Below are 25,602 nucleotides of genomic sequence, written 5' to 3'. Positions count from 1 at the left end.
TTTGCTATGAGTAATTCGAAGTTAGACGGGGAATTTTGACTTATGGAACACGTTTACCCGAAATAAAAGAGGGGCTGTGACAAAAGTTAACTTTTGTCACAGCCCCTTCCAAACATCTAGTGCTAAAACATGGATCAAAAAGCCCCCAAAGTCTGTCACATCTACTTTGGAGGCTTTCCTTTTAGCTTTTTATAAGTCATCTAAAAGTTCTAAATTTTACTTGGCGCTTTTGTTATTTTCCCTTTTCATCCGGAAAAATCAGTGTAAAGGTTGAACCTTTATTCGGTTTACTGATCACCTCAACCTTACCACCATGTTGCTCCATCAACTGTTGTACAATTGCAAGTCCTAACCCAGACTCGCCATACTTGGTATTTCTACGTGAAGCGTCTGCCTTGTAGTAACGTTCCCAAATATTTTTTAATTGTTCATCATCCATGCCAATTCCATTATCTGCAATTCTTAAGATGGAACTCTTATATCCACGTTCTGCAGAAATTCTAATGACACCATTTGTAGTAAATTGGACCGCATTTTGAGTGATATTAAACATAATCTGAACAAAGCGATCATAGTCTGCAAAGACTGGCAACTTTGTGGGTCCTGCAACTTCGATTGTATCGCCTGCACTTTGAGCCTTTTTCTTAAGCTGTGCAGCTACGTTATGGATAACATTCATCGCATCAAAAGTTGTACGTCTGAGTTCAATCTGGCCACTCCGAATTTTTTCATAGTCAAGATTCTCATTGACTAATCTGATTAACCGCCGCGTCTCATTACGCATTAGTTCAATGCTTTTTTCCTTGCTCTCCTCAGGAATTGCATCATATGCTAAGCCTTCCAACAAACCGTTGATGGTTGTCAGTGGTGTCCGCATCTCGTGAGCTGCATCGGCCATAAACTGGCGTCTCTTTTGCTCTTGCCTGCTGATCTCCTCATTCGACTGTTTTAATGAACTTGTCATCTGATTGAAGTCATTAGCCAAGTCATCAAGCTCATCTCTTTTATGATCTACAAGTGTAACATCAAAATCGCCATTAGCAACTGCGCGGGTAGCGTTACGTAATTTACTAATCCGTTTAGTAATATAGTGTGCCAATAAATAACTAATCGCAACCCCTAACAGTGCGGAAAATAACAGCACATAAAACAGATTTCGCTGAATCTTAGTAAAACTCTCCTGCAAACTTGAGACTTTGGCACCTACAGAGATCACGGCTACCAACTGACCTGATTGATCAAAACACGGCGCCAGAATATCAGTCATTCTTTGCTGATTTTGGACCTTTGCTTTATCCGGTCCGCGCCAGCCAAGATCACTTTTTCTTCTTATAATCTGCCCAGACTCCAATTTTTTCCAGTCACTGGTCGAAATCGTCGATTGATATCCTTGATCTGGATACATGACCTTATTACGTGTCGTATAAATCGTAAAGTGCACTTGTTGGTTACGCAACAACAGCTCACTTGTCTGCAATTTACCAATATCTAACGTAAAAGTCTGCTTGCCGTTAGCTCCTCGCTCAATTGTCATTGATTGCGTCTTTAAGCTGTATGCATAGCCTTCAAGCTGATTCCATGTGTTTTCATAGATTAATGTTTTGGTTACATGGAAAAAAGAAAAGCCCAGAATTGCCAAAAGAGCTGTGATGACAACAAAAAAGGCGATCATCTGCTGATATATCAGCTTCATCGTGCATTTGCCTCAGAATCATCAAATTTATAGCCAACACCCCATACTGTTTGAATTACCTGAGGGCCAACTTTTTCAATTTTTTGGCGTAACTTTTTAATATGCGCATCAACAGTCCGTTCATCACCATAGAATTCATAGTGCCAAACCAGCTGAAGTAATTGATCACGTGAAAAAACCTGTCGTGGTTTCTGCGACAAAGTCTTCAAGAGATCGAACTCCTTAGGGGTCAAATCCTCAATTGGTTTATTCAATAAATAAGCCTCCCTTGTCTTCGTGTTCAGCTTAAAATGTTCAGTTACAACATCAAAAGAAGATTCGGTTTCTTCCTCTTTTTCAGCGCTGCCTCCCAGACCAGCACGGCGATGCAAAGCTTTGATACGTGCAATCAGCGTAATTGGACTGAAGGGTTTAACAACATAATCATCGGCCCCCATCTCAAGTCCCAGCACTTGATCACTTTCTGAATCGCGGGCCGTCAAAATAATGATCGGCACGGTGGTAGAAATTGACCGAATTTCATTATTTACTTGAATTCCATCCATTCCTGGTAAATTAAGATCAAGTGTAATCATATCCCAAGATTGAGGACTTTCCTTAAACTTCTCAAGTGCCTCAAGACCATCATATGCATAATGGACTTCCCAATTTTCCTTCTTAAAAAACATTGACATCATTTCCGATACAGACTTGTTATCTTCAATCATCAATAACTTCATCAGGTCACACATCCCTTTTCGTAGAACTTTTTATCTTCTCACATAATACCATACATTTAAAATATTATTTTTATTTGAATTTTATGAAAAAAAGAAGTGATCTTTTTCAAAAAACTAGAAAATTTTTTACCACGTAAGTTGCTGAACATTGCTGCGTAACATAACTTACCCACATCTCGTCAAAATTAAACTTTTGCTCTAGCTCCGTGCTGGGCAAGTATCAGAAAGAGGGGCTGTGACAAAATTTAACTTTTGTCACAGCCCCTCTTTTATTCCGGATAAACGTGTTCCATAAGTCAAAATTCTCCGTCTAGCTTCGAATTACTCATAGCCAAGTACTCACGATGTTCGTAATTTCGAGTTAGCACTCAAATTTTACCAACTTATGTCACACTCTCTTTTTTATGGAGATGGCGGGGATCGAACCCGCGTCCAAGCATATCGCCACTTAAATCTCTACATCCATAGTCATACTACTTGGATTTTCATTGTCTGCTGCGCCATATGACAGGGCTAACGCTGACAACTAACCTGATTAATCTCTTCCCTTAGCTTCAGGTGGGAACTAGCAGGCGTAAGTCCACTAAATTTGAGACCCGTGACCAACACATGGACGATGTTAGGCGGATCTACACTCAGCTACTTAGGCAGCTAAAGCGTAAGAATTGTTATTATTTTTTGCAGTTATATTTTAACTGAGCGTCTTTACGTCGCGCAACTACGAGATGCAATTCAAGCTCGACCTATACCTGTCGAATCCAGAACATCCCCATAGCCATATTGTAACATAGAACTTCATTAGACCCAAGTTCTTTGCAAATACTAGTAAACGACTACTGGTTCACCTTGCGAAAGATTATTATAGACACTTTCCATGTGATCACTTGGTGTATTCACACAGCCTCCTGACCCATTTTTCAAATACGCCGTGCTAGACCAATCAGTTCTCCAACTCGCATCATGGAAACCGCACCCGCTATTAGTAAACTGCGCCCAGTAGTTCACCTTAACAGAATAGTTGGAATTCCCAGCCTCGCTTCCCTTGAGCGTTGAAGGTGACTGCTTATACATCACATACCAGAGTCCTGTTGGTGTATCTTCATTTGTACTGTGTTTACCTGTAACTATCTCAGTCGAATAAACTTCTTTGCCATCTTTATAGAACCAGGCATGTTGATCGGAAATAGAAACCTCAGCATAGGTTGTTCCAAGACCATTGTTTGCCGTATTAGAGTAACCCGTTCCATATGTCAAATACCCTACTCCATAAATATCTGAACTAGCATCAATTTGCTTTGTATCCTTGACAAAGGCCGTGGTAATACTCTTAACCGCGTCACTTGCTTTGAGTGCCCAACCGTAAGTGCCTCCTGCAACCGTAACCTGTTTACCAGCATGCGTTTTAAAACTGATGCTTTTCTTCAGTGTCGCCTGTTTCTGGTTAATTTGATCAACTTCTTTCAGGATTCCCGCCTGTTCAATTTGATATTTGCCATTTGAATAGGTTACCTTACTCAAGACATCCTTTGCTGCCAGATTGTAGGTTGTCTGCTGCACCTTGTATGCTACTGACCGCTGAGCAAGACTGTTTAGCTTGGTCTTTTCTTCAGTCACTTTTTTACTCTGTGCAGTTAAGGGCTGTTTGATGGTTCCCGTCAGCTTAATTGAAGCTAATTCCTGCTTTTTGTCAAACTCACGCATAATCGCGTTCACATCATATTGTTTTCCACTTTTGGGAGCTGAAACACTGATCTTGCCATATTCAAGCGTTGCTGCTGCATCAACTGCCTGCTGGCGCGTTAAATTTTTTTGCGTCAGCAACTCTTTTACTTTTTGCCGCACGACCTTTTGTCTGTAATTACTCATCTTAGAAGGCACAATCTGGTAGCTGACTGTTTTCTTAGAAGGAAACCACGTCCATTGTTTTTGAACAAGTTTTTTAATTTTTGCCGTATCTGCAGCCGTGAAACCAGAGGCTGTCTTTTTACCGTGGAAAAATAATTTGTTGTTCAAATAAACATTATTGCTAACACTGCGTTTTTTTAAATGATTGACTGCGTTGTCTGCACTCATTGCACCAACATTAATCCCGTTGATTTCCACATGCTTGTTGAAATGGGTCATGCGGTAATAGGTATATCCACCGGCGCAAGCTGCCAGAATAAAGACAGCACAGACCATAATAATTATTTTGTGTTTGATTTTAACCACCCCGTCATCTGCATCGAATCTCATCCAGATAAAAAACGTATAACGTATACGATAGCACACTTTCTTTTAAAGGTTAACTAAATTATCCTCTTTCTTCAAGTCAGCATGCTTTTACACTACTAAAAAACCAGCTTAAGGTTATTGAACAAGAGTTCTAATGGTACCCTAGCGCAATTCTTAATTTTTAATAAAATTGCTTCTTTTAACCGTTAATTCCATTTTTCACGGCTAAAGTTTACATCATAAATCACTATAATAACAAAATTACGCACTAGGCTCAAAGATCACTTTTTTTGCCTGAGTGCGTAACTTTACTTTTAAAATCAGTCCTGGAAGATTAGACAGCAGTCATTCCAATTCAGCTAAAATTTATTTAATCTCGGTCATTTGACCTATTCAATTAATGCCAAAACCACAAAATTAATTACAAATAACAATGTGCAGACAATCATCATCGGATGAACTTCCTTAAACTTGTTTTTGGCAAGCTTGACTGCCATGTAAAAAATAAAACCGGCCGCAATTCCGTACGAAATGCTGTAACACATTGCCATAAATACCGAAGCAAAAAACGCTGGGACTGCATCTTCAAGATTGCTCCAATCAATGTTCCTAAATGCACCCATCATCATAATTCCAACAACAATCAAGGCTGGTGCAGTTGCAGCATCGGGAATAATTGCAATTACAGGTGCTAACAAACTGCTGACTGCAAACATTGCCGCAGCCGTCAAACTGGTTAACCCCGTCCGCCCGCCAACACTGATTCCAGATGCACTCTCAACAAAGGTCGTTACATTTGAAGTTCCGAAAATTGCAGAAATAACTGAACCAATTGCATCTGAAAAAAGCGAACGATCCATTTTAGATTTGAACCCATGACCATTAAAGAATTCTTTTTCATCTTCTTTTGAAAAAATGCCTGTTCTTTTACCTGTGCCGATGAAAGTTCCAATTGTGTCAAAAATATCAGTTAAACTAAAAGCAAAGATTGTCATAACCCCTAACAAGATTCTCCCAGGTTCATTAAATAAAGAGCCCATTCCTTTAGGTCCAAAAGCCGCACCAACAGTTGTTTTTAATTCTACAAAGGAGGCTCCCAGCGAATTACCACTCGCCATTTCGAGATGAGTTACTCCAAATGGAATTCCAATCAGCGTCGTCAACACAATTCCAATCAAAATTGCGGCCCTGTAATTTCTTACCACCATAAAAATCATCAAGATCAATCCCACAAGTGCAACTAAGGGAGCTGCCTGATTAAAATTAATCAATGCAGGAGTCACACTGCTGTTAGAAACAATCGCAGAAATTCCGCCTTTAAAATGAGTGGTCGCTGCATTATACGCAGTTCCATTAATTGATAAAATCCCACTTTTATCCGTAATGAATTTTAAAAATCCCGCATTTTTAATTCCGATATAAGCCACGAAGATTCCAATTCCGCCTCCGATAGCATGCTGTAACACTTCCGGAATCGATTTAATAATCAATCTTCTAATTTTAGTTACAGTGACAACTACATTAATAATTCCACAAAGAAAAACCAATGCTAATGCCTGCTGCCACGAAAAACCAAGTTGCAAAACCACCGTATAGGCAAAAAAAGTTGCTAAACCTAATCCAGGAGCCTGAACATAAGGAACATTTGCGAATAATGCCATAATCAAAGTGCTCACTACAGATGAAATAATTGTAGCCAAAAAAATTGCCTGTGTTGGCATGCCCGTAGAGCCTAAAATATTTGGTGCTACGAATAAAATATAGGACATGGCAAAAAAAGTCGTTAAACCAGCCAGAACTTCCGTTGTCACGTTAGTCCCATTTTCTTCAAGCTTGAAGAAACGTTTCATGATTAAAAAACTTCCTCTCAAATTCAGAATATCTTCATTATAGCAAAAAAATTCGCTTTTAGGCAGATAAATAATAATACTTTAATTTCAAAGTCATTATTTACGCCAAAAAGCGAATTATACCGCTTGTTAATCCTAAAATAGTTTCCACCGTAAAATTTCATTTACGAATAACAAGAACTGAACATGGTGCATTTTGTGCCATGTAACTTGCTTGCGAACCAATAAAAATTCTTTGACGACTATTTACTGGTTTACTCTTAGATCCACAAATCAGAATATCAGGCTTAAACTCTGGTATAACTTCCCCAATAATCGCTGCTCCGGGTCTCCCTTCTGCAGTTAATTGTACAATTTCAGCGACACCATGTTTCTGCGCTTGTCTAGCATAGACATTTACATCGTTCGCTAAGTTTTGTCTTAATTTATTAATTTTCTCAGGACTGAGTGTCTCGAAAACATTGAGATCTTGTAATTCAAGAACAGACACGATTCCCAAGACGGCTTGATTGCGTTTAGCCATCGTCACCGCAAACTGAAACGCACGGATTGAAGAATCTGAGTCATCTTCATCCACAGCAACTAATATTCTTTTGAACGGTTTTTCGCTGATTTCAAAATCAAGTGCTTTTTCATCAATTGCCATCTTCATTCCTCCTACCAATTTTTAGGACTCCATAAGCGCCCATCTAATTCACCTTTAGCTTGTTCCAACCGCTTTTTTTGCTCTGCAGCACACTCACTCATACACATAAAAAAGGCACGTGTTTCATATCTTTTACTCTGGGTGGCTAACAAATCCAGTTGGTTGATCAGCCAATCATCTTTTTCCCTAATCTTCATCCTCCTCCTTCATCAGCGCCAGCTCTGCCTTAAGCTCGGCAAGTTCTTCAGCACGTTCTTGAAAAAGTTTTACAAGTTCCTTTTGCGGCAAAGTCACTTCCGTGTCGCCTTGTTCTTGGAGCATTTTTCGAAAGCGTTTCACAAACCATTCTTCTTTCTGTGCAAAAGTTGCTGGCTGTTCCAATTCAAGATATTGTAAATACTTAATCAGCAAACACTGTTTTTGCACAGCACTTAAATAGTAAAATTGGGTGATCTCAAAAAATGGTAACAACTTGAGCTGCAATTGATGCGCAATCGCACTAAAGGGGCTCAACAGCTCTGAAAGTGAAACTCCGACTGACCCTCCCTGACGATAAACGCTTAACGGACGTCCTAAGCTGACCACAAGTCCAAGTTCCTTGCCTGCTAGCCATTCTCTATCGGTTGTCTGTAACACCTTTTCTAGCCAAAAATGCAACAGTGCAGGTGCTTGATGCCAATACAAAGGAAATTGAAAGATAATCCGCGTATAAGAATGGAGCATGCGTCTTTCCTGCACAATTGTGCCAGCATCTTGCATGAGTGCCCAAGAAAGTGGATGCCATTTTACCTCTTGCGCAGACTGCAAAGCTTCTTTGAGAAATTGCTGCGTTCCAGAGGAATTCACTGTGGGATGCGCTACGATGACAATTGTTTTCAACCCAAATCCCCCTTTTTATAGTTGATCCATCTCTTTATTGAGTAATTCGTCAACAAAAACATTGCCCTGATTATCCCGATGTCCTTTGGTCCACTCAAAATATAGCTGTGAAAAGTCCGGCAATACCTGTGCCAATTCCTCCCAAAGTGCTTGATTGGCAACTTGAGTTCCACTTGCAGTTTTCCAGCCCCGCCTTTGCCAAGCAGACAACCACCCTTTTTGAATAGCGTCAAGTACATACCGTGAATCAAGCGTTGCACAGATTTTAGCATTATTTTTACCTAACTGCTTAACTTTTTTCAAAGCCTGCAACAGCGCCATAACTTCCATCCGATTATTCGTAGCACCATATTCACCACCAGCTGCCGAAAAACGCTGTGTTCCACTAATTATTAGGTAAGCCCAGGCTGCCTTGTCATCGGGCTTTACATGTTGTCCTTTTTGATTACCGTGATTACGCGAACCGCCATCTGTCCACAAATACACCGCAAAATTAGTACCATTATCTTTAACACGCTTTTGTTTTGCACTAGATTTTTGCTGCGTTTTAGCCAAAGTTAGATGCGCCAGCCACTCCTGTGCCCCCTTAAGTTCGTTAAATCCCTTAAAAAGGGGGTTCCTGAAACCATTCACCTCACGCTGACATTCAGCCCATGAATGATAAATTCCTGGTTTTTTGCCTTTAGCGACAACATAATATCGATAAGCGATCACCAATCCCTCCAATTACTTGATGTGTTAATTATAATACATAAAGTAACACGAAACTATTATTCAGATAGTATCTTTCTACAAATAAAGGTAGATTGAAAAAAACATAAACGCAGCACCAAAAATCACTAAAACATGCCAATAAACATGTGTGTATTTTAGACCTTTGATACTATACACCAAAGCTCCCAACGTAAACATTAATCCGCCTAAAACCAGCAGCAAAAAGCCCTTGATTCCAAGTGATGTCAGTAACTCCTTAGCCCCTAAGAGGCATAACCACCCCATAAAGACATATGCAGTGGTTTCGATCCACTGCAATTTTTTATGGACCAACAGATGAAAAAGAATTCCTGAGATTGTTAAGAACCAAATTAACAGCAGAATCACCAGCCCGGTCTTTCCTCTAATTCCCAGTAAGCAATATGGAGTGTAGGTCCCTGCAATTAAGATAAAGATACTGCAATGATCAAGCGCTTGAAAAACTTTTTTGGCTCTGGTGAAGTACAGGCAGTGAAAGAGAGTTGACGAAGTAAACAGCATTAACAGTGAGGCCCCATAAATTAAAGAACCGCTAATAACGAGTATGCTGTCACTGTTAAAAGCTTTGATAAGCAAAAAAACAAATGCCACAATACTGAGAAGTAACCCAATTCCATGCGTAATACCGCTCCAAATTTCATTAAGCAAAATTTCTTTTTTATTCATGCTGATCCTCCTATGACATAACCTTACTGTTAATATAACATAGAATGCTATCCTAGGTAACAAGTTTTAATAATTTACAATAACTAAATAGAATTTTAAAAATTAGTTTGTATGTTATACTTGATTTATGTTTCATGTTTACATTATATTTTTTTCCGAGTGAGGTTTAAGTATGAATATGGATAATGAAGAATTTAAAGCATGGCTTAATGATTTCAGTGCCGTCCGGTTGCCTCTTTGGAATGAATTTCCCGATTTTGAGCTCTATATGGATCAACTTGTAAATTTGGGAAATCGTTACCTTGAAAAACTACTTGAAAGCGAAATCACACCTTCAATGATCAATAGCTACGTTAAAAAGGGACTGATGCAGCGGCCTGCCAAAAAGAAGTATGCCCCTGCAAACGTTGCGGAACTAGTTGTAATTAGCCTCTTGAAGTCAATCTATCCTTTAGAAACAATTAAAAGCGGTTTGCAACAAGCACTTAAAACCGACTCAGTTGCGGAATCATATAATTATTTTGCAGAACTTTTTAACCATACTATCAGTTTAGTTGATGAAGACAAAGCCATGCTCAATTTCTCTTATGAGGATAATTTGATGAAGCTTACAGAACAATTTGCAATCCATTCACTGATTTACAAATTGATTGGTCAAAAATTGGTTGAAATTCAGCTTACTTCAAAAAAATAAGCTGAAACTTGCCCCAATCTGCGTCTTAATCGCTTTTTTAGTTTTTTACAATTGGTGCATTAAGTGCCGTTAAACTGCAAATATGCTTGCGGCTTAATTGACATAATCATCAACTTTGAATGCTGAACTAAAAGAGAGTGTGACATAAGTCGGGAAAATTTGAGTGCTAACTCGAAATTACTCATAGCAAAGTATTTGCTATGAGTAATTCGCAGTTAGACGGAGAATTTTGACTTATGGAACACGTTTATCCGGAATAAAAGAGGGGCTGTGACAAAATTTAACTTTTGTCACAGCCCCTTTAGTTATAGCCAACTATTAATAATTATTAACTGTCTTATTTAACAGAAGGTGTGCCGAACCAATCGATACGTTCCTTAACAACATCTGTAATTGCTTGTGCACCGGGTGCGAGCAATTTACGTGGGTCGTATCCTTTACCTTCTTGATCTTTACCAGCTTCAATGTACTTACGTGTTGCAGCAGCAAATGCCAACTGACATTCAGTATTAACATTAACCTTTGAAACACCCATTGAGATAGCCTTTTGGATCTGTTCCTTAGGAATACCTGAACCACCATGTAATACAAGTGGAGTAGCAATCACGTCTGCAAGTTCTTGCAAACGGTCAAAGTGAAGTCCCTTCCAGTTTGCTGGATATTTGCCATGAATGTTACCAATTCCACATGCCAAGTAATCAACACCTGTAGCAGCGATCTTCTTTGCTTCTTCAACGTCAGCTAATTCACCTTCGCCGATGATCCCGTCTTCTTCGCCACCGATAGAACCAACTTCAGCTTCGACAGAAATGTTCTTAGCATGTGCCAATGAAACAATTTCCTTTGTCTTTTCCAAGTTTTCTTCGAAAGGAAGATCATGACCATCAAACATAACAGATGTGTAACCAACCTTGATACATTCCTTAGCAGCTTCGTAGTTCCCATGATCAAGATGCATCACAACTGGAACTGTGATTCCCATTGCCTTGATTTCTTGTTGAACCAAGTTAAGGCAAAGTTCATAACCGCCCATGTACTTAGCAGCGCCCATTGAAGTTTGCACCAAAATTGGTGTGTTTGTTTCTTGTGCAGCAGCTAAAATAGCACGAGTCCATTCCAAGTTATTGATATTAAATGCCCCAACTGCATAATGACCTTTGCGTGCAGCAGCAAAGATTTCGTTACCGTTTACGATTGACATAAAACAGCCTCCTAAATTATATTACTCTTTTGAGTACGTCTATATTCTAACACAAAACAGAGGCAATTCTTATCTTTATTTGAAAGTTTTTTCACTAGTTCCTTGAAAAAACTTTTATCTTTCCGTCATTAATTCAATTATTTTTTGCGTAATTTAGTGGGATCTACTAAAGGACAGCCAACATCATCACAATTATGGCAGCCTTGTGCCCCGCCATGCTTGAAAAACCGTGTATAAACAACATAACCGACACCTGAAAAAATAATAACTGCAAGTACAATCGTTGCAATCACAATAAATCACTCCCTTCTGTAACTTCTTTAATTTCATAAAGCTCGTTGCTTTTATCCCGCTTGAAGAATAAACCATACGCAAACAATGCTAAGATCAAAACAATCCATGCCACACCTACACCTGTGACTTTATGTTGCACTAATTCCGAAGTTTGGTAAATTAATGTAGCAATTAAATAGGCTAACCCGGTTTGATAAACTAATGCACGCAGTGTCCAACCCAAATCACCGTACTCTTTATGCATTGTGCCAATTGCTGCAAAACAAGGTGCACACAACAAGTTAAATGCTAGAAAAGCATAACCAGCCATCGGTGTGTAAGCCTGCTGTAAGATGTGCGTAAAAGAAGTCGCGCTGCCACCGCCAAAGGTAATCCGTAAAGTTCCGACACAATTCTCCTTAGCTATTAATCCTGCAATGACTGCCACAGTTGCGTGCCAATCACCAAAGCCTAATGGACTAAAGACCGGTGCCAGCGCCGAACCCAGATAACGCAGCATACTTTGATTTTCAGCGACCATCTGCATTCTGAAATTGAAACTGGAGAGGAACCAGATAATTACGCACGAAGCAAAGATAATGGTTCCAGCTTTACGTACAAAGCTTCGGGCGCGGTTTGAAACTTGTTTCATCACGTTGCTGAATTTAGGAAAATGATAAGCTGGCAGCTCCATAACAAAAGGTACTGGTGGACCGGCAAAAAGTGCTGTTTTTTTCAGGAAAATACCTGACCCAATCACCGCCAGCATTCCCAAAAAGTATGCTGAAGGTGCAACCCAACTTTGCTGCGGAAAGAAAGTCCCTGAAATCAGTGCAATTACCGTTAATTTTGCTGAACATGGCATAAAAGTTGTCAACATAATCGTCATTTTACGATCACGATCATTCTCAATCGTTCTTGTCGACATGATTCCTGGAACTCCACAACCAGTAGAAATTAACATTGGGATAAAAGATTTTCCAGAAAGATTGAACCGATGGAAGATGCGGTCCATCACAAAGGCAATTCTAGCCATGTACCCGCAATCCTCCAGAATTCCTAAGCACAAGAACAGCATCATAATTTGCGGTACAAAACCCAAGACTGAGCCTAAGCCCCCAATAATCCCATCGATGATCAATCCTTTCATCCAAGCAGCAACATGCCATGAATTCAAAAGCGTTGTTGCTGCATCTGGGATCCATTTTCCAAATAAGACATCATTCACCCAATCAGAACCCATTGTTCCAATCGTTTGAATCGAGAGGTAATAGACCAGCCACATCACAAAGATAAAAATTGGAAATGCCAACCAACGATTAGTAACCACCCGGTCGACTTTATCGCTTAGGCTCATGGTAAAGTCATCTTTTTCAATTACACACATCCCGGCCACTCTAGCAATATATTCATACCGTGCATTCACAATAATACTATCGCTACTGTCCGCAAAAAGCTTTTCCGCCGTGCTGATAATATTTTCAATATCTTCTCTTCTGGTTGCATCAAGTACAGTGTTTTCCCAGACCTCTTCGTCTCTTTCAAAAAATTTAATTGCGTACCAGCGCAGATCTTCTGGTGAAACAACCCCCGTTAAGTCCTTGGCAATCATCGCCAAGGCACTCTCTAAGCGTTCGTCATACTCTGGCACTGCATATGGAGTTGTTTGAGGATCAACATTTTCTGCAATTTTGCCCTTTAATTTGGCAATATTTGTATTTTTCAATGCACTAATTCCAATTACCGGAATACCAAGTAAGTAAGCTAACTTGTTAATGTTAATTCTTCTGCCTGAATTTTTAACTACATCAATCATATTGAGTGCCACAATCAGCGGTAATCCTGTTTCCATCAATTGCAAAGTTAAATAAAGATTTCGTTCAAGATTTGTCGCATCGACAACATCAACCACTAGATCAGGCTCTGCTTCAATTAAAAACTTACGTGTAATCAACTCCTCGCTAGTATACGGCGAAAGAGAATATGTACCTGGGAGATCTTGAATAATAACACTATTTTCTCCCCTTAAATAACCACTTTTGCTCTCAACAGTAACCCCAGGCCAATTGCCCACTGTTTGATGTGCGCCTGTCAAGCGATTAAAAAGAGTTGTTTTCCCCCCATTGGGATTTCCAGCTAAGGCAACAACTGTCATTGCTCCACCTCCGTTACCAGTACATAATCTGCTTCCTGCTTACGTAAACTCAACTTATACCCGCGTAATAGCAATTCCAGCGGATCACCTAGCGGAGCTGTTTGATTAATTTTCACCACAGTATTTTTTGTAAGTCCCATATCCAATAGGCGTTTTCTAATTCTTTTATCACCAACTACTTTGGCAACAATTGCTTCAGCACCCACTGCTACTGCAGAAAGTGCCTTATAATCTTGAGTGCCTGCCTCATCCAACTGTCGGACTACAATTAAAGCCGCCACTGAATGATTCAAGGCTAGTCTTTGACCGCGCAAGTAGATTACCATCCCGCTCTCACCTTGAGAAGTTGAAATCACAGTCAGATTAACACCTACTACCATTCCAATTTCATTAAGACGCCTTACAAAACGGGGATTGCCTAAAATATCTGTTACAATATATTTTCCTTTTTGGTTTACTCGTGCTAAGCTTTCCATGTTATTCACTTCCAAATAAATGAGAATATTTTCATTTACTTAAAATTAGCACACTTTTGATGCTTGTTCAATCTTTAATTTGTTAAACAGTTACGAGTTTGTAGTTCCAAGCACTTTTGTGGAAAAATTTTAAAGCTGCAGCAGACCTTAACGCCGCTAGATTTTTTTATACTATTATTCCGAATAAACCACAAAAGGGGCTGTGACAAAAGTTAAATTTTGTCACAGCCCCTCTTTCATTCCGGATAAACGTGCTTCATCAGTCAAAATCTTCCGTCTGACTTTCCAATTACTCATAGCAAAGTACTCGCTATGTTCGTAATTTCGAGTTAGTACTCAAATTTTACCGATTTCTGCGCATTTCCTAAATTTATTGTACTGCAAAGATTATCCTACCTTTAGCCTTAAATTATTCCTTTTTGTAAGAAGAAATCGGACCTAATTCAACAATGCGACCTGTGTTTGTGTATACAATCCATTCTGCGACATTAGTGACGTAGTCACCAATCCGCTCAAGATGTGTCCCTACCACTAAGTATTCAGATCCAACAGTTACAAATTCTGGATCGCTTTGCATTTCCTCGACTGCTAATCTTCTAACATCACGTAAATATTCATCACTTTCGGAGTCCAATTTAGCAACCTGGCGTGCATCTTCTTCATTATTATCAACATAAGCTTTGATAATCGCCACCAGCATCTGATGAACATGTTTGCTAAGCCCCACAAGTGTATCCTCAATCTCCTTGTTTCTTCTTTGATCACCAATTCGCATCGCCGCATGAGCAACACTAACTGCATGATCCCCGATTCTTTCAAGGTCTGAGCTTGCCTTTAAAATTGTAATTAGTACACGTAAATCACTCGCAACTGGTTGTTGTAGTGCAATGACCTGAGCTGTTTTTCTTTCAAGATAAATTTCACTTTCATTGATGCGATTATCATTCTCACCAACTTTGTTTGCAAGTTCTTTATCATGACTCTGAAAAACTTTAGTTGCATTTTCAATTGCTTGTGCAACTTCTCTGCCCATCTGTGCAAAATCTTCATGTAGATCACTAAGTTGTTCCTCTAAAATTTTTCGCATTTCTTTTCTCCTCCCGCTTAACCAAACCGTCCACTGATATAGTCGTCCGTTTCCTGACGCTCTGGATTCAAGAATAAGTTTTTCGTCTTACCTGCTTCAATCAGCTCACCGTTAAGAAAGAATGCGGTTTTATCAGAGATACGAGATGCCTGCTGCAGGTTATGCGTCACAATTACAATTGTATATTTATCACGGATCGTTAACAGCATATCTTCAATCAGTCCACTTGAAACAGGATCTAGGGCACTGGTCGGTTCGTCAAGTAAAACAACATCCGGTTGAACAGCTAAAACACGCGCGATACAAACACGTTGCTGTTGTCCACCTGAAAGTGAAAGCGCACTTTTGCGCAAATCATCTTTGACTTCATCCCAGACAGCTGCTTGTTTCAAACTTTGTTCAACTCGTTCATCAAGAATCTGCTTGTCTTTGACGCCCGCAATCCGCAGCCCATAAGTGACATTTTCATAAATTGAAAACGGAAATGGATTTGGTTGTTGAAAAACCATCCCAACTTTTTTCCGTAAATCAACTGTATCTGTCTTAGGACTATAAATATCCTGCCCATTGATCATAATGCTTCCAGTGATCTTAACTCCAGGGATCAGATCATTCATCCGGTTTAAAGTCCGCAGATAGGTTGACTTCCCGCAACCTGAAGGACCAATTAATGCATTGATCCCTTTATTTGGAAAAGAAAGAGTAATTCCCTTTAGAGCTTCCTTTTCACCATAGTAAAGATGTACATCCTTTGTTGTAATAAAATCGTCCATGCCTGCTCCTCCTAGCCGAAATTCCCGGAAATATAATCATTAGTCGCCGTAACCTTTGGCATTGTGAAAATATGCTTTGTTTTATCATATTCGAGAATATGTCCAAGATGGAAAAATGCTGTAAAGTCACTTATTCTAGAAGCTTGTTGCATATTATGGGTCACAATGATGATTGTATATCGCTTCTTCAGTTCCACAAGCGTCTCTTCAATCTTACTTGTTGAAATCGGATCCAAGGCACTTGCTGGCTCGTCAAGCAATAAAATATCGGGTTTCATTGCAATCGTCCGTGCAATACACAGCCGTTGTTGCTGTCCACCTGAGAGTGACCAAGCACTTTTATCAAGATCATCCTTAACTTCATCCCAAAGCGCAGCATCACGAAGGCTTTGTTCAACAATTTGATTAAGCTTATTTTTATTTTTTAACCCCTGCTCCTTCAAAGCAAAAGTAATATTTTCGCGAATCGACTTTGAGAAAGGATTTGGTCGTTGGAAAACCATTCCAATATGTTTACGCATTTCATAGACATTAATCTTTGAGGTATTAACATCTAAACCGCGATACATAATCTGCCCGTCAACTCTAGCTACATTATCGTTCATTCTATTAAGTGAACGCAAGTATGTTGATTTGCCAGAACCGGAAGCACCAATTAACGATGTGATTTTGTAACGTTCAAACTGCAAGTTTCCATCAAAAAGGGCATGGTTATTACCATAATAAACTTGCAAATTTTTAGTTTCAATCGCAATTTCGTGTTCTTGTGGCTCAAACTTAAGGATACTTTTTTCGTTAAAATCATACTTACCAATACTCATAATTAATCCTCCTACTTAGTAGCCGTCAACTTGCGGTAAAGACTATTTCCAAGGACACGTGCCAACAAGTTGAAAATTAAAACGGCAATTATCAAAACTGCGGAGGAGCCTGCTGAAACAGCAGCTGCATCGGGCATAACTCCTTCAGAGTTAATTTTCCAAATGTGAACTGCAAGTGTTTCTGCAGGGCGTAACAAATTAAGGGGACTAGCTGAATTAAATGGGTTCCAATTCCCAAAGTCAATGTTAGTCGCACTTTGACCAGCCGTATAAATCAGTGCAGCAGCTTCTCCAAAGACACGTCCGGCACCTAAAACCACACCCGTGATAATTCCAGGAAGTGCTTCCGGTAAAATAATTTTAGTAACAGTTCTCCATTTTGAAAGTCCTAAGGCCATCCCAGCCTCGCGTTGTAAATTTGGAACTGCTCGCAAAGACTCTTCAATATTTCTTGTCAGCAACGGTAGGTTGAAGAAAGTCAATGCAACCGCTCCAGAAAGAATTGAAAAGCCCATCTGAAATTGGACCACAAACAGCAAGAAGCCAAACAAACCAACTACAACTGAAGGTAAAGAACTTAAAACCTCAATTGACATTCTCACAACAGCTGTAAAAAAGTTTTTAGGCGCATACTCTGATAAAAAGATTCCAGCTCCTAACGAAATTGGAAATGAGATAATTAGTGTCAGCACTAAAAGATAAATTGAGTTAAATAATTGGACCCCAATTCCACCGCCACTTTCAAACGACTGCGAAGGAGCCGTCAAAAAATGCCACGAAATATGTGGAACACCAGCAATCAAAATTTTACCCAGCAACAACACTAGGATCAAAACCACCAGTGCTGCGATCACGCGAATAATTGTGATAGCAATATTATTTTGTAATTTTGTTCCCATATTAATCCATTCTCCCTTTACGTCCGATAAGGCGAACAACGATATTGAAAATCAGCGACATCAACAAGAGGATCAAGGCTAGTGACCAAAGAGCATTGTTTCCAACTGTCCCCATAACTGTATTGCCAATTCCCATTGTCAATACACTCGTTAAAGTCGATGCTGAAGACAGGAGGCCTTTTGGCATGATAGCAGCATTCCCGATCACCATTTGAACAGCCAAGGCTTCACCGAATGCACGTGCCATTCCAAAAATAATTGCAGTCAAAATTCCTGAAGTTGCCGACCGTAAGAGTACCTTGTAAATCGTCTGCCATCTCGTCGCCCCGAGTGCTAAAGAAGCTTCTTTATAATAACGTGGCACCGCGCGCAGACTGTCAACTGTCATTGATGTTACTGTGGGAAGAACCATGACAAATAAGACAAATGAACCAGAAAGAATTCCGTAGCCAGAACCACCAAAATGGGTTCTGACAAAAGGCACGATAACTGATAAACCAATAAATCCATAAACAACTGAGGGAATTCCCACCAGAAGTTCAATTACACTTTGCAGAATCTTCTCACCTTTTTTGGAAGAAACTTCTGTCATATACAAAGCTGTCCCGATTGCAAATGGAGTTGCAAAAATTACCGCCAAAATCGTAACTCCGAAGGAACCCGTAATCATTGGCAGTGCCCCTAATTGTGGTTTACCACTTGCGTCTGTGACAGTTGGATTCCAGTTTTTACCAGTCAAAAATTCCCATAAACTTGCTTTATTAACAGTGAAGGTTGCAATCCCTTTTGAAGCTACGAAAATAAAAATAGAGAGGACAATAGCTACGATTAAACCGATACATAAGTAAGTCAAACAGCGCCCCAGAATATCCTGTCTGGTCTCTTTCGAGGTGCTTTGAATTTTACTTTTGATAGGATCTTCCATTTGAAAAACACCTTTCTACCAAAATTTGGGAGTAAACAAGACTCATTTTGATCAGCCTGTTTGCCCCCATAAGTTATAATCTAACAATCAAGTTCATAATTGCTAGCTGAAATTCGTTTGTTGCTGGAGCCTCAAAGGTCCCAAACAAGTTTTTAAAAGTATATTTACAAAAATGAGACACCCTGATTTGAGTAAGGAAAACTTCGCTGAGCTTTTTCACTAAAGGATACCCCACTTAAGCCAATTACTTATCAGTAACTTTACCGTTTGCGTCCTTTTGAACCTTCATATTGCTAATAGAAATGTATCCAAGATCCTTAACCAAACTCTTTTGAACCTTTGATGAAGTCATATAGTTCAAGAAAGCCTTAGTAGTTGTATCTGGTTTGCCTTTTGTATACATATGTTCGTATGACCAGATTTTCCACTTGTTTGTTGTTACATTATCATCTGTTGGTGCAACTCCATCAATTGAAAGTGCTTGAACATCAGATTTAACATATGAAAATGCTAAGTAACTAATTGAACCTGGAGTTTGTGCAATCATCTTTTGAACAGTCCCATTAGAATCCTGCTCCTGAGATTTTGCAGCTGTTTCCCCATTCATAACTGCGCCTTCAAAAGTGGCACGTGTACCACTGCCTGAAGGACGGTTGATCAAAACAATTTTTTCATTCTTGCCGCCAACCTGGTTCCAGTTTGTGATCTTACCAGTAAAGATTTCACGTAATTGACTCATTTTGAGGTTCTTTACGCCAGCATCTTTGTTGACAACAGGGGTCATTCCAACAACAGCAACTTGATGATCTACAAGGTTTTCAGCTTTAATTCCACTTTGCTTTTCAGCAAAAATATCAGAGTTACCGATTGTTACGGCACCAGATTGAACTTGGCTCAAACCTGTACCGGAACCACCACCTTGAACGGTGATATTAACTTTAGAATTGTCCGCCTGGAAATTTTCAGCAGCTTTTTCAACTAATGGTTGTAAAGCTGTTGATCCTACGATTGTAATTTTTCCTGAAACTGCCTTGCTTGAAGTGGATGAGGACGATGAAGAACTGGAGTTTGAATTTCCACATCCTACAAGTAAAGCTGTACTTGCAATGATGACTGTAGCAATCTTGGTGAGATTTTTCATTTTTTAACTTCTTCCTTTCCTTGTTACAAGCTGTATTTTATATTGTTAATGTAAAGAATGAATACACCTTTTTGTAACGTTTGTGTAAAGAAAGAAAAAATTCTTATTTTCTTAAGAAAATAAGAATTTAATATCCATATTTGCTTGCCACTTCTTTGAATTTCTTTCATTATTACTTCACAAGTTCAAGCGATATGATTTTCTCTTAAAATTTGCGCGACTACTTTTTGAATCTGGGGTGTCTTATCCCATTCCGTAAAGTGTGTGAAATTTTCAGCTGGCATTTCAAAATGTTCATTAACATAATTTTCGTATTCGATAACACTTCCAGACCGCGGAATGTTCAACTGCAATATTCTAACCTCTTTAATCAATCCGCGTTGTGCTGCTAATTCTGCACGTCCATTTTGGGTGATATTTGAAATTTCAAAGTATTTGGTCCCGTCATTGCGTGTAATTTCCTCAATTAAAGTTAGTGTTTCATGACTCTTCATCTCTTCACCTTCCTTTTAGCCATTATAGAAAACATTCATTCATAGTGTCAATTAACCGCTTAAAGCAGTCAGATACCCTCGCTTTTTCAATTAATTGTCCAAAACTGCTTAGCTCGAAGGCCTGGTTGCATACTTTATGCAAAAGCAAAACCACCGCACGAATGCGGTGGTTGGCATAAGAGAGAAAGAGAATTGATTAGAAGGTAACTTTTGATTACCTTACTTCTAGATAATAGCGCTTTCTGGAAACGCTGTCAAGAATATTGTGGAATTTACTTTTTATTTTTCTTCTTTTCAACTTTCGTCTATACTAGATCTATTGATAAAATGTGAGGTTATTATTATGATTAATTCAAAACAGTTTACGCTTAGCATGTTACTTGGCTTCATTACACTTCTATTAAAGTGCCTTTTTTCACTATTCACTCATTATTCTGACGCAGTGGAGCTGCTAAATACAACTTTTACACTGTTGCAGACCTCATATTGGTTCCTTCCTCCACTGATATTACTGCTGACTTACTTTTTTATTAGCTTGTGTTACTACATCCTTTTTAGAATTGTAAATTTTTTTGTTCAACTCATGCGGTAGTCTTTCAAGTCTCTTGCTGAAGCCTAAGAGTATAGAACTCATTTAACCACAATAAAAAGCAAGGGGCTGTGACAAAAGTTAAATTTTGTCACAGCCCCGCTTTTATTTCGGATAAACGTGTTCCATAAGTCAAAATTCTCCGTCTAACTTCGAATTACTCATCGCAAAGTACTCGCTATGTTCGTAATTTCGAGTTAGCACTCAAATTTTCCCGACTTATGTCACACTCTCTTGCTTTTCACTTGCTAAGCTACAACTTAGCCTGTATTTTCGCCCTTATTCGGCTTCGCTAATCCCCAATTCTTTTTGGACAACAGCCGCAATTTTAGTCACATATTCGTGAACCTGTTCCTTTGTTTTAGCCTCTGCCATTACTCGCAGCAGCTCCTCTGTTCCACTAGGTCTAACTAATACACGTCCATCTGTCCCCATCTCATTTTCGACCTTTTGAATAACTGCTTGAACGGCTTCGTTTTCTAATGCGGCCTTTTTATCTTGCACTTTAACATTCACAAGTTCTTGTGGGTAGGTAGTAACCTCTGCAGCCAGCTCTGATAATTTTTTACCTGTTTGTTTAACAACATTCATCAGCTGTAAAGCTGTCAGCATTCCGTCTCCAGTTGTATTGAAATCCAAAAAGACAACATGCCCAGACTGTTCTCCTCCAAGGTTATAACCGTTTTTACGCATTTCCTCAACCACATAACGATCCCCAACCTGCGTTTTAACAGAATTAAGACCATGTGCCTCCATTGCTTTGTACAGCCCAATATTGCTCATTACAGTAGTTACAATCGTATCCTTCTTTAACCGCCCACGTTCACTGAGATATTTTCCACAGATGTACATAATCTTATCGCCATCAATAATATTACCTAACTCATCAACTGCAATACACCGATCACCATCACCATCAAATGCAACCCCTAGTTGTGCCCCTTGCTCAACAACAAAACGTGCTAAAGCTTCCGGATGAGTTGAACCGACATTTTTGTTGATATTTAGGCCATCTGGTTCTGTTGCAATGGTGGTAAAATCAATCCCAAGATCCGCAAAAAGCCTTGAAACTGCACCGCTGGTCGCTCCGTTAGCTCCATCAACTGCAACTTTTAACCCCTCCAAATCATCTGGAAGTGTTTGTTCTAAAAATTGCGTATATTTTAGGATTCCTTCACGATATTCACTGAGTGTTCCTAAACCCTTAGCTGCTGGTCGTGGTAAATCATCCTTTGAGCTTTCTAATAAAGCTTCAATTTCCTCTTCTTTTTCATCAGACAACTTAAAGCCATCGCCACCAAAAAATTTTATTCCATTATCTTCCACCGGATTATGCGATGCTGAGATCATCACTCCGGCATCTGCATCTTGAACCCGCACTAAATAAGCAACACCTGGGGTCGTAATAACCCCCAGCGAAAATACCTCAATTCCAACTGACAACAATCCCGCGATCAAAGCATGCTCCAGCATTTGACCAGAAATTCGGGTATCACGTGCGACCAAGACTCTCGCTGGTTTACCTTGATCTTCTGCATGCTTAGTTAAAACAAAGCCACCGCAGCGTCCCAGCTTAAAAGCCAGTTCTGGGCTAAGACTTTCATTTGCAATTCCTCTAACTCCATCAGTTCCAAAATATTTCATTAGTTTTAATCCTCGTTTCCACAACAAATTTAATTAATCACTTTCACTACTCGAAGTTGAAGTTGACGTTGTAGCCGAACTCGAAGTTGAGGTCGACGATGTCGTCGTTGATGATGTTTCACTGCTGCTACTTTCTACAGAACTAGACGTCGTACTACTCGCACTGCTGGCAGACGTCTCCTCGGTCTCGCTAGTCGATTCTCCAGTCGAAGAAGTTGCAGAGCTTGACGATTGGCTGGATGTCACATCAACTTTTACTTTAATACTTTGGGGTTGAATCGCAGAAATTCCACTCACCGGTGCTTGTAAACTAATTGTCTGTGTTTCCGAACTACTGACCCCAGAAACAGGGACCGGCACAGTTATTTTACTAACCTTATCCAGTGCACTTTTAGTTCCACTTAACGTGACCTCTTTAGTACTACTTGAAAAGCGGTAACTTTTTCCGCTAACCCCACTTCCACTCGCTGAAAAATCCAAACTTACTTTTTTGGTTGTTGTCGCACTATATACAGGTATTCGAATTCTTGCAGTTTGTGGCGTAATGACTACGTTCAAAATTTTACCCCTATTGTTCACAGCTTGCAACAGTACAGAACGACTAACGGTTGCTTTGGTATTGTTAGACAAATCTACTTCTGCAAGAACTTCCGCAATATCATTAACATCTTTTCGGGCCCCTGTCACACTGACGACTTGAGGGTCCGCGCTGACACGTCCGATCCCATAATTATCAGCAATTTTATCTTTATCATATTTAAACTGAACTGGGAAAGTCGCAGTTTTTCTCGAACTGATTGTTACCTTAATTGTTTTAGGGTTGATCGTATAATCTAATTCTTTATTCAACCCTGACTGCTTAAGTTTGACTTCGTGTGTTCCCGGTTTTAAATTACTAAGATCCGCATAGATTCTAAAATTACGTGTATTTGCTGTGGTCGTGACTAACGCACTTGGACCCGTGATTTTAACCTTCACTTTCGATGGATAGCCTGTCACAAAGTACTTATCATTGTTAACATCCAGTTGCAGTGAGACACTCATCGTTTCAGTATTGTTTGAAAGAATCGCAGACTCATCACTGTTACTTGAGTTATTTCTAGTCGTACTCAATTTGTCTGAATTGGCATACCCAAATAAAAACAGCGCCAAGACCAGCGCTACTATCTGATAAAAAAGGCGGCTTTCAATGAATTTATTGAAATTAAACTTCAATGCTTTCGCCCTCCCTTAAATAGTTCGGTAAAGAAACTGCTGACTGCACTCGCATTTTTCTTTGTCGCGGGTGCGATCAATTCCTTTTTCAGAAGCTTCAAATAATCTTCACGTGTCAAATCGCGCAACAACTCATTATTTTCCGTAACTGTGACTCCGCCAGTCTCCTCTGAAACCACAATTGTTAATGCATCTGTCACTTCACTAATTCCAACAGCTGCACGATGCCGTGTTCCCAATGCCTTCGGAATCAAATTACTTTCCGAAAGCGGTAAATAGGCAGCTGCGACTGCTATTTTGTTATTTTTAATAATAACTGCCCCGTCATGCAACGGTGTATTAGGAATAAAAATATTGATTAAAAGAGCGCCCGTAATTTCAGCATCTATCCCAATTCCGGTCTCAATATAGTCTTCAAGTCCGGTTTCCCTTTGAATAGTAATCAAAGCGCCAATTCTTCTTTTTGACATATACTGAATCGCTTGATCAAGTGCTTTGATCATTCGCAGCTCGTCTTCGTTTTGCTTTTTATTGTGCACAAAAAGTGATCCTCTGCCGAGATGCTCCAGACCACGCCTGATTTCAGGCTGAAAAATAATGATGATCGCGATAAATCCCCAATTGATAATCTGGTTCGTAATCCAAGAAACAGTCTGAAGGTCAAAAAACCAACTAACAAACTTGATTAAAACAATAATGATGACGCCCCTAAAAAGCTGAACCGCTTTTGTTCCGCGTAACAACATCATCAGTTTGTAAATCACGTACCACACAACTAAGATGTCTACTAAATTGACTAAGTGTTGCCACGAAAATAGGCTTTCCCAAGCAATGCCCATTCCTTTACCTCCTAATATATTTAAATTAATTATATCACGGATGATTTTAATTTACCGATGTCCTCTATAAAAGATTAAAAACTTCTCAAGCCTTTGATATTTTGTCTATTTCACCCAAAATTTTGTTACAATATATAGTAATAGAAATTGGGTGATATTCATGTCTTCAAAAAATCGGTGGCTTGTTCGAATCTCTTTTGCACTTTTCTTGGGCTATGTTTACTTTACAATCAGCTCTCGTGATGGAATTTATAGTTTCTTGTTTTTGAATACTATCTTGGGATACATTCCGCTCGAACTTGCATTGCAGATCAAACCCCGCCAAAACAATTTTGTTCTGTTCATACTAACCTTTTTGTGGATGCTTTTTTATCCAAATGCACCCTATGTTTTGACTGATCTCTTTCACTTAGCTATGCTCGATCCATATAATAGCGCAACTGGGCTGATGGAGTTCAATTTGCATCTGTGGTTAAATTTCACAAATTTAGTTGCCAGTGCTTTAGCTTGTTCACTCATGGGGCTTTGGAGTTTGGAACATGTTGCAAACTCTTTGCTGGCACACTTCAACATTTGGAACAGGCTTAATAAAAACATTTTAACGATTGCTTTGATTTTAATTTCCTCTGTTGGAATTTATATTGGTCGCTTTTTGCGTCTGCACACCGCTTATTTATTTTTAAATCCCCAGTGGGTTGTCCAGCAACTCTTGGAAATGTGGAATACGCGCATGTTGATCTTTGTAATTTTTATGACGATTATTCAAGTAATTATGTGGGTCACAGTCACAATCACGCGTGCTTCTCTTGATAGTAGCGAAGAAGCGATTAAAAAAGCTGCGCAACCCAAGGAATAATTCCAATCTTTTTGTCATACTCACACAAAACTTGCTAAACATTCAAACTAATACTTCAAGGAGAGTGTGACATAAGTCGGAAAAATTTGAGTGCTAACTA

The 25,602-nt window shown here is 39.4% G+C and carries 25 protein-coding genes and 1 other RNA gene; 2 read left to right on the top strand and 24 right to left on the bottom strand.

Features of this window, described 5'->3' with window-relative positions; genetic code table 11:
• Nucleotides 1-232: 232 nt before the first annotated feature.
• From FD50_RS06910 to trhA, 10 genes are all read right to left on the bottom strand, one after another.
• Nucleotides 233-1,693, bottom strand: a complete 1,461-nt coding sequence (locus FD50_RS06910) for a sensor histidine kinase (protein ID WP_056960925.1) — start codon at nucleotides 1,691-1,693, stop codon at nucleotides 233-235.
• Entirely contained in the window at nucleotides 1,690-2,412 is a 723-nt protein-coding gene (locus tag FD50_RS06905) for a response regulator transcription factor (RefSeq protein WP_056960924.1), read from the bottom strand. Before FD50_RS06905 ends, FD50_RS06910 begins: the two co-directional genes overlap by 4 nt.
• Before the next feature lie 402 nt (nucleotides 2,413-2,814).
• Nucleotides 2,815-3,183: a transfer-messenger RNA gene (ssrA, locus tag FD50_RS12505) on the bottom strand.
• Nucleotides 3,184-3,234: 51 nt separating this feature from the next.
• A complete protein-coding gene (locus FD50_RS06900; RefSeq protein WP_228889388.1) occupies nucleotides 3,235-4,623 on the bottom strand; it encodes a L,D-transpeptidase in 1,389 nt (462 codons plus the stop codon).
• Nucleotides 4,624-5,015: 392 nt separating this feature from the next.
• Complete coding sequence (locus FD50_RS06895) at nucleotides 5,016-6,476, bottom strand: NCS2 family permease (RefSeq protein ID WP_056960923.1); 1,461 nt, start codon at nucleotides 6,474-6,476, stop codon at nucleotides 5,016-5,018.
• A gap of 160 nt (nucleotides 6,477-6,636) precedes the next feature.
• Nucleotides 6,637-7,122 (bottom strand): universal stress protein, encoded by a 486-nt coding sequence (locus FD50_RS06890; RefSeq protein ID WP_054757683.1) that lies wholly within the window; start codon nucleotides 7,120-7,122, stop codon nucleotides 6,637-6,639.
• Nucleotides 7,123-7,133: 11 nt separating this feature from the next.
• On the bottom strand, nucleotides 7,134-7,319 hold the full coding sequence (locus FD50_RS06885; RefSeq protein WP_054757682.1) for a hypothetical protein: 186 nt from the start codon (nucleotides 7,317-7,319) through the stop codon (nucleotides 7,134-7,136).
• Complete coding sequence (locus FD50_RS06880; RefSeq protein WP_056960922.1) at nucleotides 7,309-8,001, bottom strand: NAD(P)H-dependent oxidoreductase; 693 nt, start codon at nucleotides 7,999-8,001, stop codon at nucleotides 7,309-7,311. Before FD50_RS06880 ends, FD50_RS06885 begins: the two co-directional genes overlap by 11 nt.
• A 15-nt stretch (nucleotides 8,002-8,016) precedes the next feature.
• Nucleotides 8,017-8,712 carry a ribonuclease H family protein gene (locus tag FD50_RS06875; protein ID WP_082610461.1) on the bottom strand — a complete coding sequence of 232 codons (696 nt, stop codon included), beginning with the start codon at nucleotides 8,710-8,712 and terminating at the stop codon, nucleotides 8,017-8,019.
• Between the two features lie 78 nt (nucleotides 8,713-8,790).
• A complete protein-coding gene (gene trhA / locus FD50_RS06870) occupies nucleotides 8,791-9,420 on the bottom strand; it encodes a PAQR family membrane homeostasis protein TrhA (protein WP_056960920.1) in 630 nt (209 codons plus the stop codon).
• 172 nt (nucleotides 9,421-9,592) lie between these two features.
• Here trhA and FD50_RS06865 point away from each other — a divergent pair, with 172 nt between their 5' ends.
• Nucleotides 9,593-10,114: a DUF1836 domain-containing protein gene (locus tag FD50_RS06865; protein WP_228889379.1), complete on the top strand. Its 522-nt coding sequence runs from the start codon at nucleotides 9,593-9,595 to the stop codon at nucleotides 10,112-10,114.
• A gap of 337 nt (nucleotides 10,115-10,451) precedes the next feature.
• Here FD50_RS06865 and FD50_RS06860 read toward each other — a convergent pair whose 3' ends face one another.
• The 14 genes from FD50_RS06860 to cdaA form a co-directional block, all read right to left on the bottom strand.
• A complete protein-coding gene (locus FD50_RS06860) occupies nucleotides 10,452-11,315 on the bottom strand; it encodes a class II fructose-bisphosphate aldolase (RefSeq protein ID WP_056960919.1) in 864 nt (287 codons plus the stop codon).
• A 137-nt stretch (nucleotides 11,316-11,452) separates the two neighbouring features.
• Complete coding sequence (locus FD50_RS12690; RefSeq protein WP_156653512.1) at nucleotides 11,453-11,608, bottom strand: FeoB-associated Cys-rich membrane protein; 156 nt, start codon at nucleotides 11,606-11,608, stop codon at nucleotides 11,453-11,455.
• Nucleotides 11,605-13,743 (bottom strand): ferrous iron transport protein B, encoded by a 2,139-nt coding sequence (feoB, locus tag FD50_RS06855; protein ID WP_056960918.1) that lies wholly within the window; start codon nucleotides 13,741-13,743, stop codon nucleotides 11,605-11,607. Before feoB ends, FD50_RS12690 begins: the two co-directional genes overlap by 4 nt.
• Nucleotides 13,740-14,219 (bottom strand): FeoA family protein, encoded by a 480-nt coding sequence (locus tag FD50_RS06850; RefSeq protein WP_056960917.1) that lies wholly within the window; start codon nucleotides 14,217-14,219, stop codon nucleotides 13,740-13,742. Before FD50_RS06850 ends, feoB begins: the two co-directional genes overlap by 4 nt.
• A gap of 409 nt (nucleotides 14,220-14,628) precedes the next feature.
• Nucleotides 14,629-15,306 (bottom strand): phosphate signaling complex protein PhoU, encoded by a 678-nt coding sequence (gene phoU / locus FD50_RS06845; RefSeq protein WP_056960916.1) that lies wholly within the window; start codon nucleotides 15,304-15,306, stop codon nucleotides 14,629-14,631.
• Nucleotides 15,307-15,323: 17 nt separating this feature from the next.
• Nucleotides 15,324-16,079 carry a phosphate ABC transporter ATP-binding protein PstB gene (gene pstB / locus FD50_RS06840; RefSeq protein ID WP_054757679.1) on the bottom strand — a complete coding sequence of 252 codons (756 nt, stop codon included), beginning with the start codon at nucleotides 16,077-16,079 and terminating at the stop codon, nucleotides 15,324-15,326.
• An 11-nt stretch (nucleotides 16,080-16,090) separates the two neighbouring features.
• Nucleotides 16,091-16,900, bottom strand: a complete 810-nt coding sequence (gene pstB, locus FD50_RS06835) for a phosphate ABC transporter ATP-binding protein PstB (protein WP_056960915.1) — start codon at nucleotides 16,898-16,900, stop codon at nucleotides 16,091-16,093.
• Between the two features lie 11 nt (nucleotides 16,901-16,911).
• Entirely contained in the window at nucleotides 16,912-17,799 is an 888-nt protein-coding gene (pstA, locus tag FD50_RS06830; protein WP_056960914.1) for a phosphate ABC transporter permease PstA, read from the bottom strand.
• A gap of 1 nt (nucleotide 17,800) precedes the next feature.
• Nucleotides 17,801-18,724, bottom strand: coding sequence for a phosphate ABC transporter permease subunit PstC (pstC, locus tag FD50_RS06825; protein WP_056960913.1), 924 nt, complete (start codon nucleotides 18,722-18,724; stop codon nucleotides 17,801-17,803).
• 244 nt (nucleotides 18,725-18,968) lie between these two features.
• The gene (locus tag FD50_RS06820) at nucleotides 18,969-19,865 is read right to left on the bottom strand and encodes a phosphate ABC transporter substrate-binding protein (protein ID WP_056960912.1); all 897 of its coding nucleotides are present in this window, start codon (nucleotides 19,863-19,865) and stop codon (nucleotides 18,969-18,971) included.
• A 185-nt stretch (nucleotides 19,866-20,050) separates the two neighbouring features.
• Nucleotides 20,051-20,359, bottom strand: a complete 309-nt coding sequence (locus tag FD50_RS06815) for a hypothetical protein (RefSeq protein WP_054757675.1) — start codon at nucleotides 20,357-20,359, stop codon at nucleotides 20,051-20,053.
• 868 nt (nucleotides 20,360-21,227) lie between these two features.
• The gene (glmM, locus tag FD50_RS06810; protein WP_056960911.1) at nucleotides 21,228-22,592 is read right to left on the bottom strand and encodes a phosphoglucosamine mutase; all 1,365 of its coding nucleotides are present in this window, start codon (nucleotides 22,590-22,592) and stop codon (nucleotides 21,228-21,230) included.
• A gap of 33 nt (nucleotides 22,593-22,625) precedes the next feature.
• Nucleotides 22,626-23,807 carry a CdaR family protein gene (locus FD50_RS06805; RefSeq protein WP_056960910.1) on the bottom strand — a complete coding sequence of 394 codons (1,182 nt, stop codon included), beginning with the start codon at nucleotides 23,805-23,807 and terminating at the stop codon, nucleotides 22,626-22,628.
• Nucleotides 23,804-24,646 carry a diadenylate cyclase CdaA gene (cdaA, locus tag FD50_RS06800; protein WP_056960909.1) on the bottom strand — a complete coding sequence of 281 codons (843 nt, stop codon included), beginning with the start codon at nucleotides 24,644-24,646 and terminating at the stop codon, nucleotides 23,804-23,806. Before cdaA ends, FD50_RS06805 begins: the two co-directional genes overlap by 4 nt.
• Nucleotides 24,647-24,806: 160 nt before the next feature.
• On the opposite strand from cdaA, the gene FD50_RS06795 reads away from it, so the two are divergent.
• On the top strand, nucleotides 24,807-25,502 hold the full coding sequence (locus FD50_RS06795) for a DUF1361 domain-containing protein (protein WP_056960908.1): 696 nt from the start codon (nucleotides 24,807-24,809) through the stop codon (nucleotides 25,500-25,502).
• Nucleotides 25,503-25,602: the final 100 nt, after the last annotated feature.

The organism is Liquorilactobacillus satsumensis DSM 16230 = JCM 12392, from assembly GCF_001435195.1.
Lineage (GTDB): Bacteria > Bacillota > Bacilli > Lactobacillales > Lactobacillaceae > Liquorilactobacillus > Liquorilactobacillus satsumensis.
The sequence above is the reverse complement of the archived record's forward strand: the minus strand, read 5'-3'. Positions and strand labels throughout refer to the sequence as shown.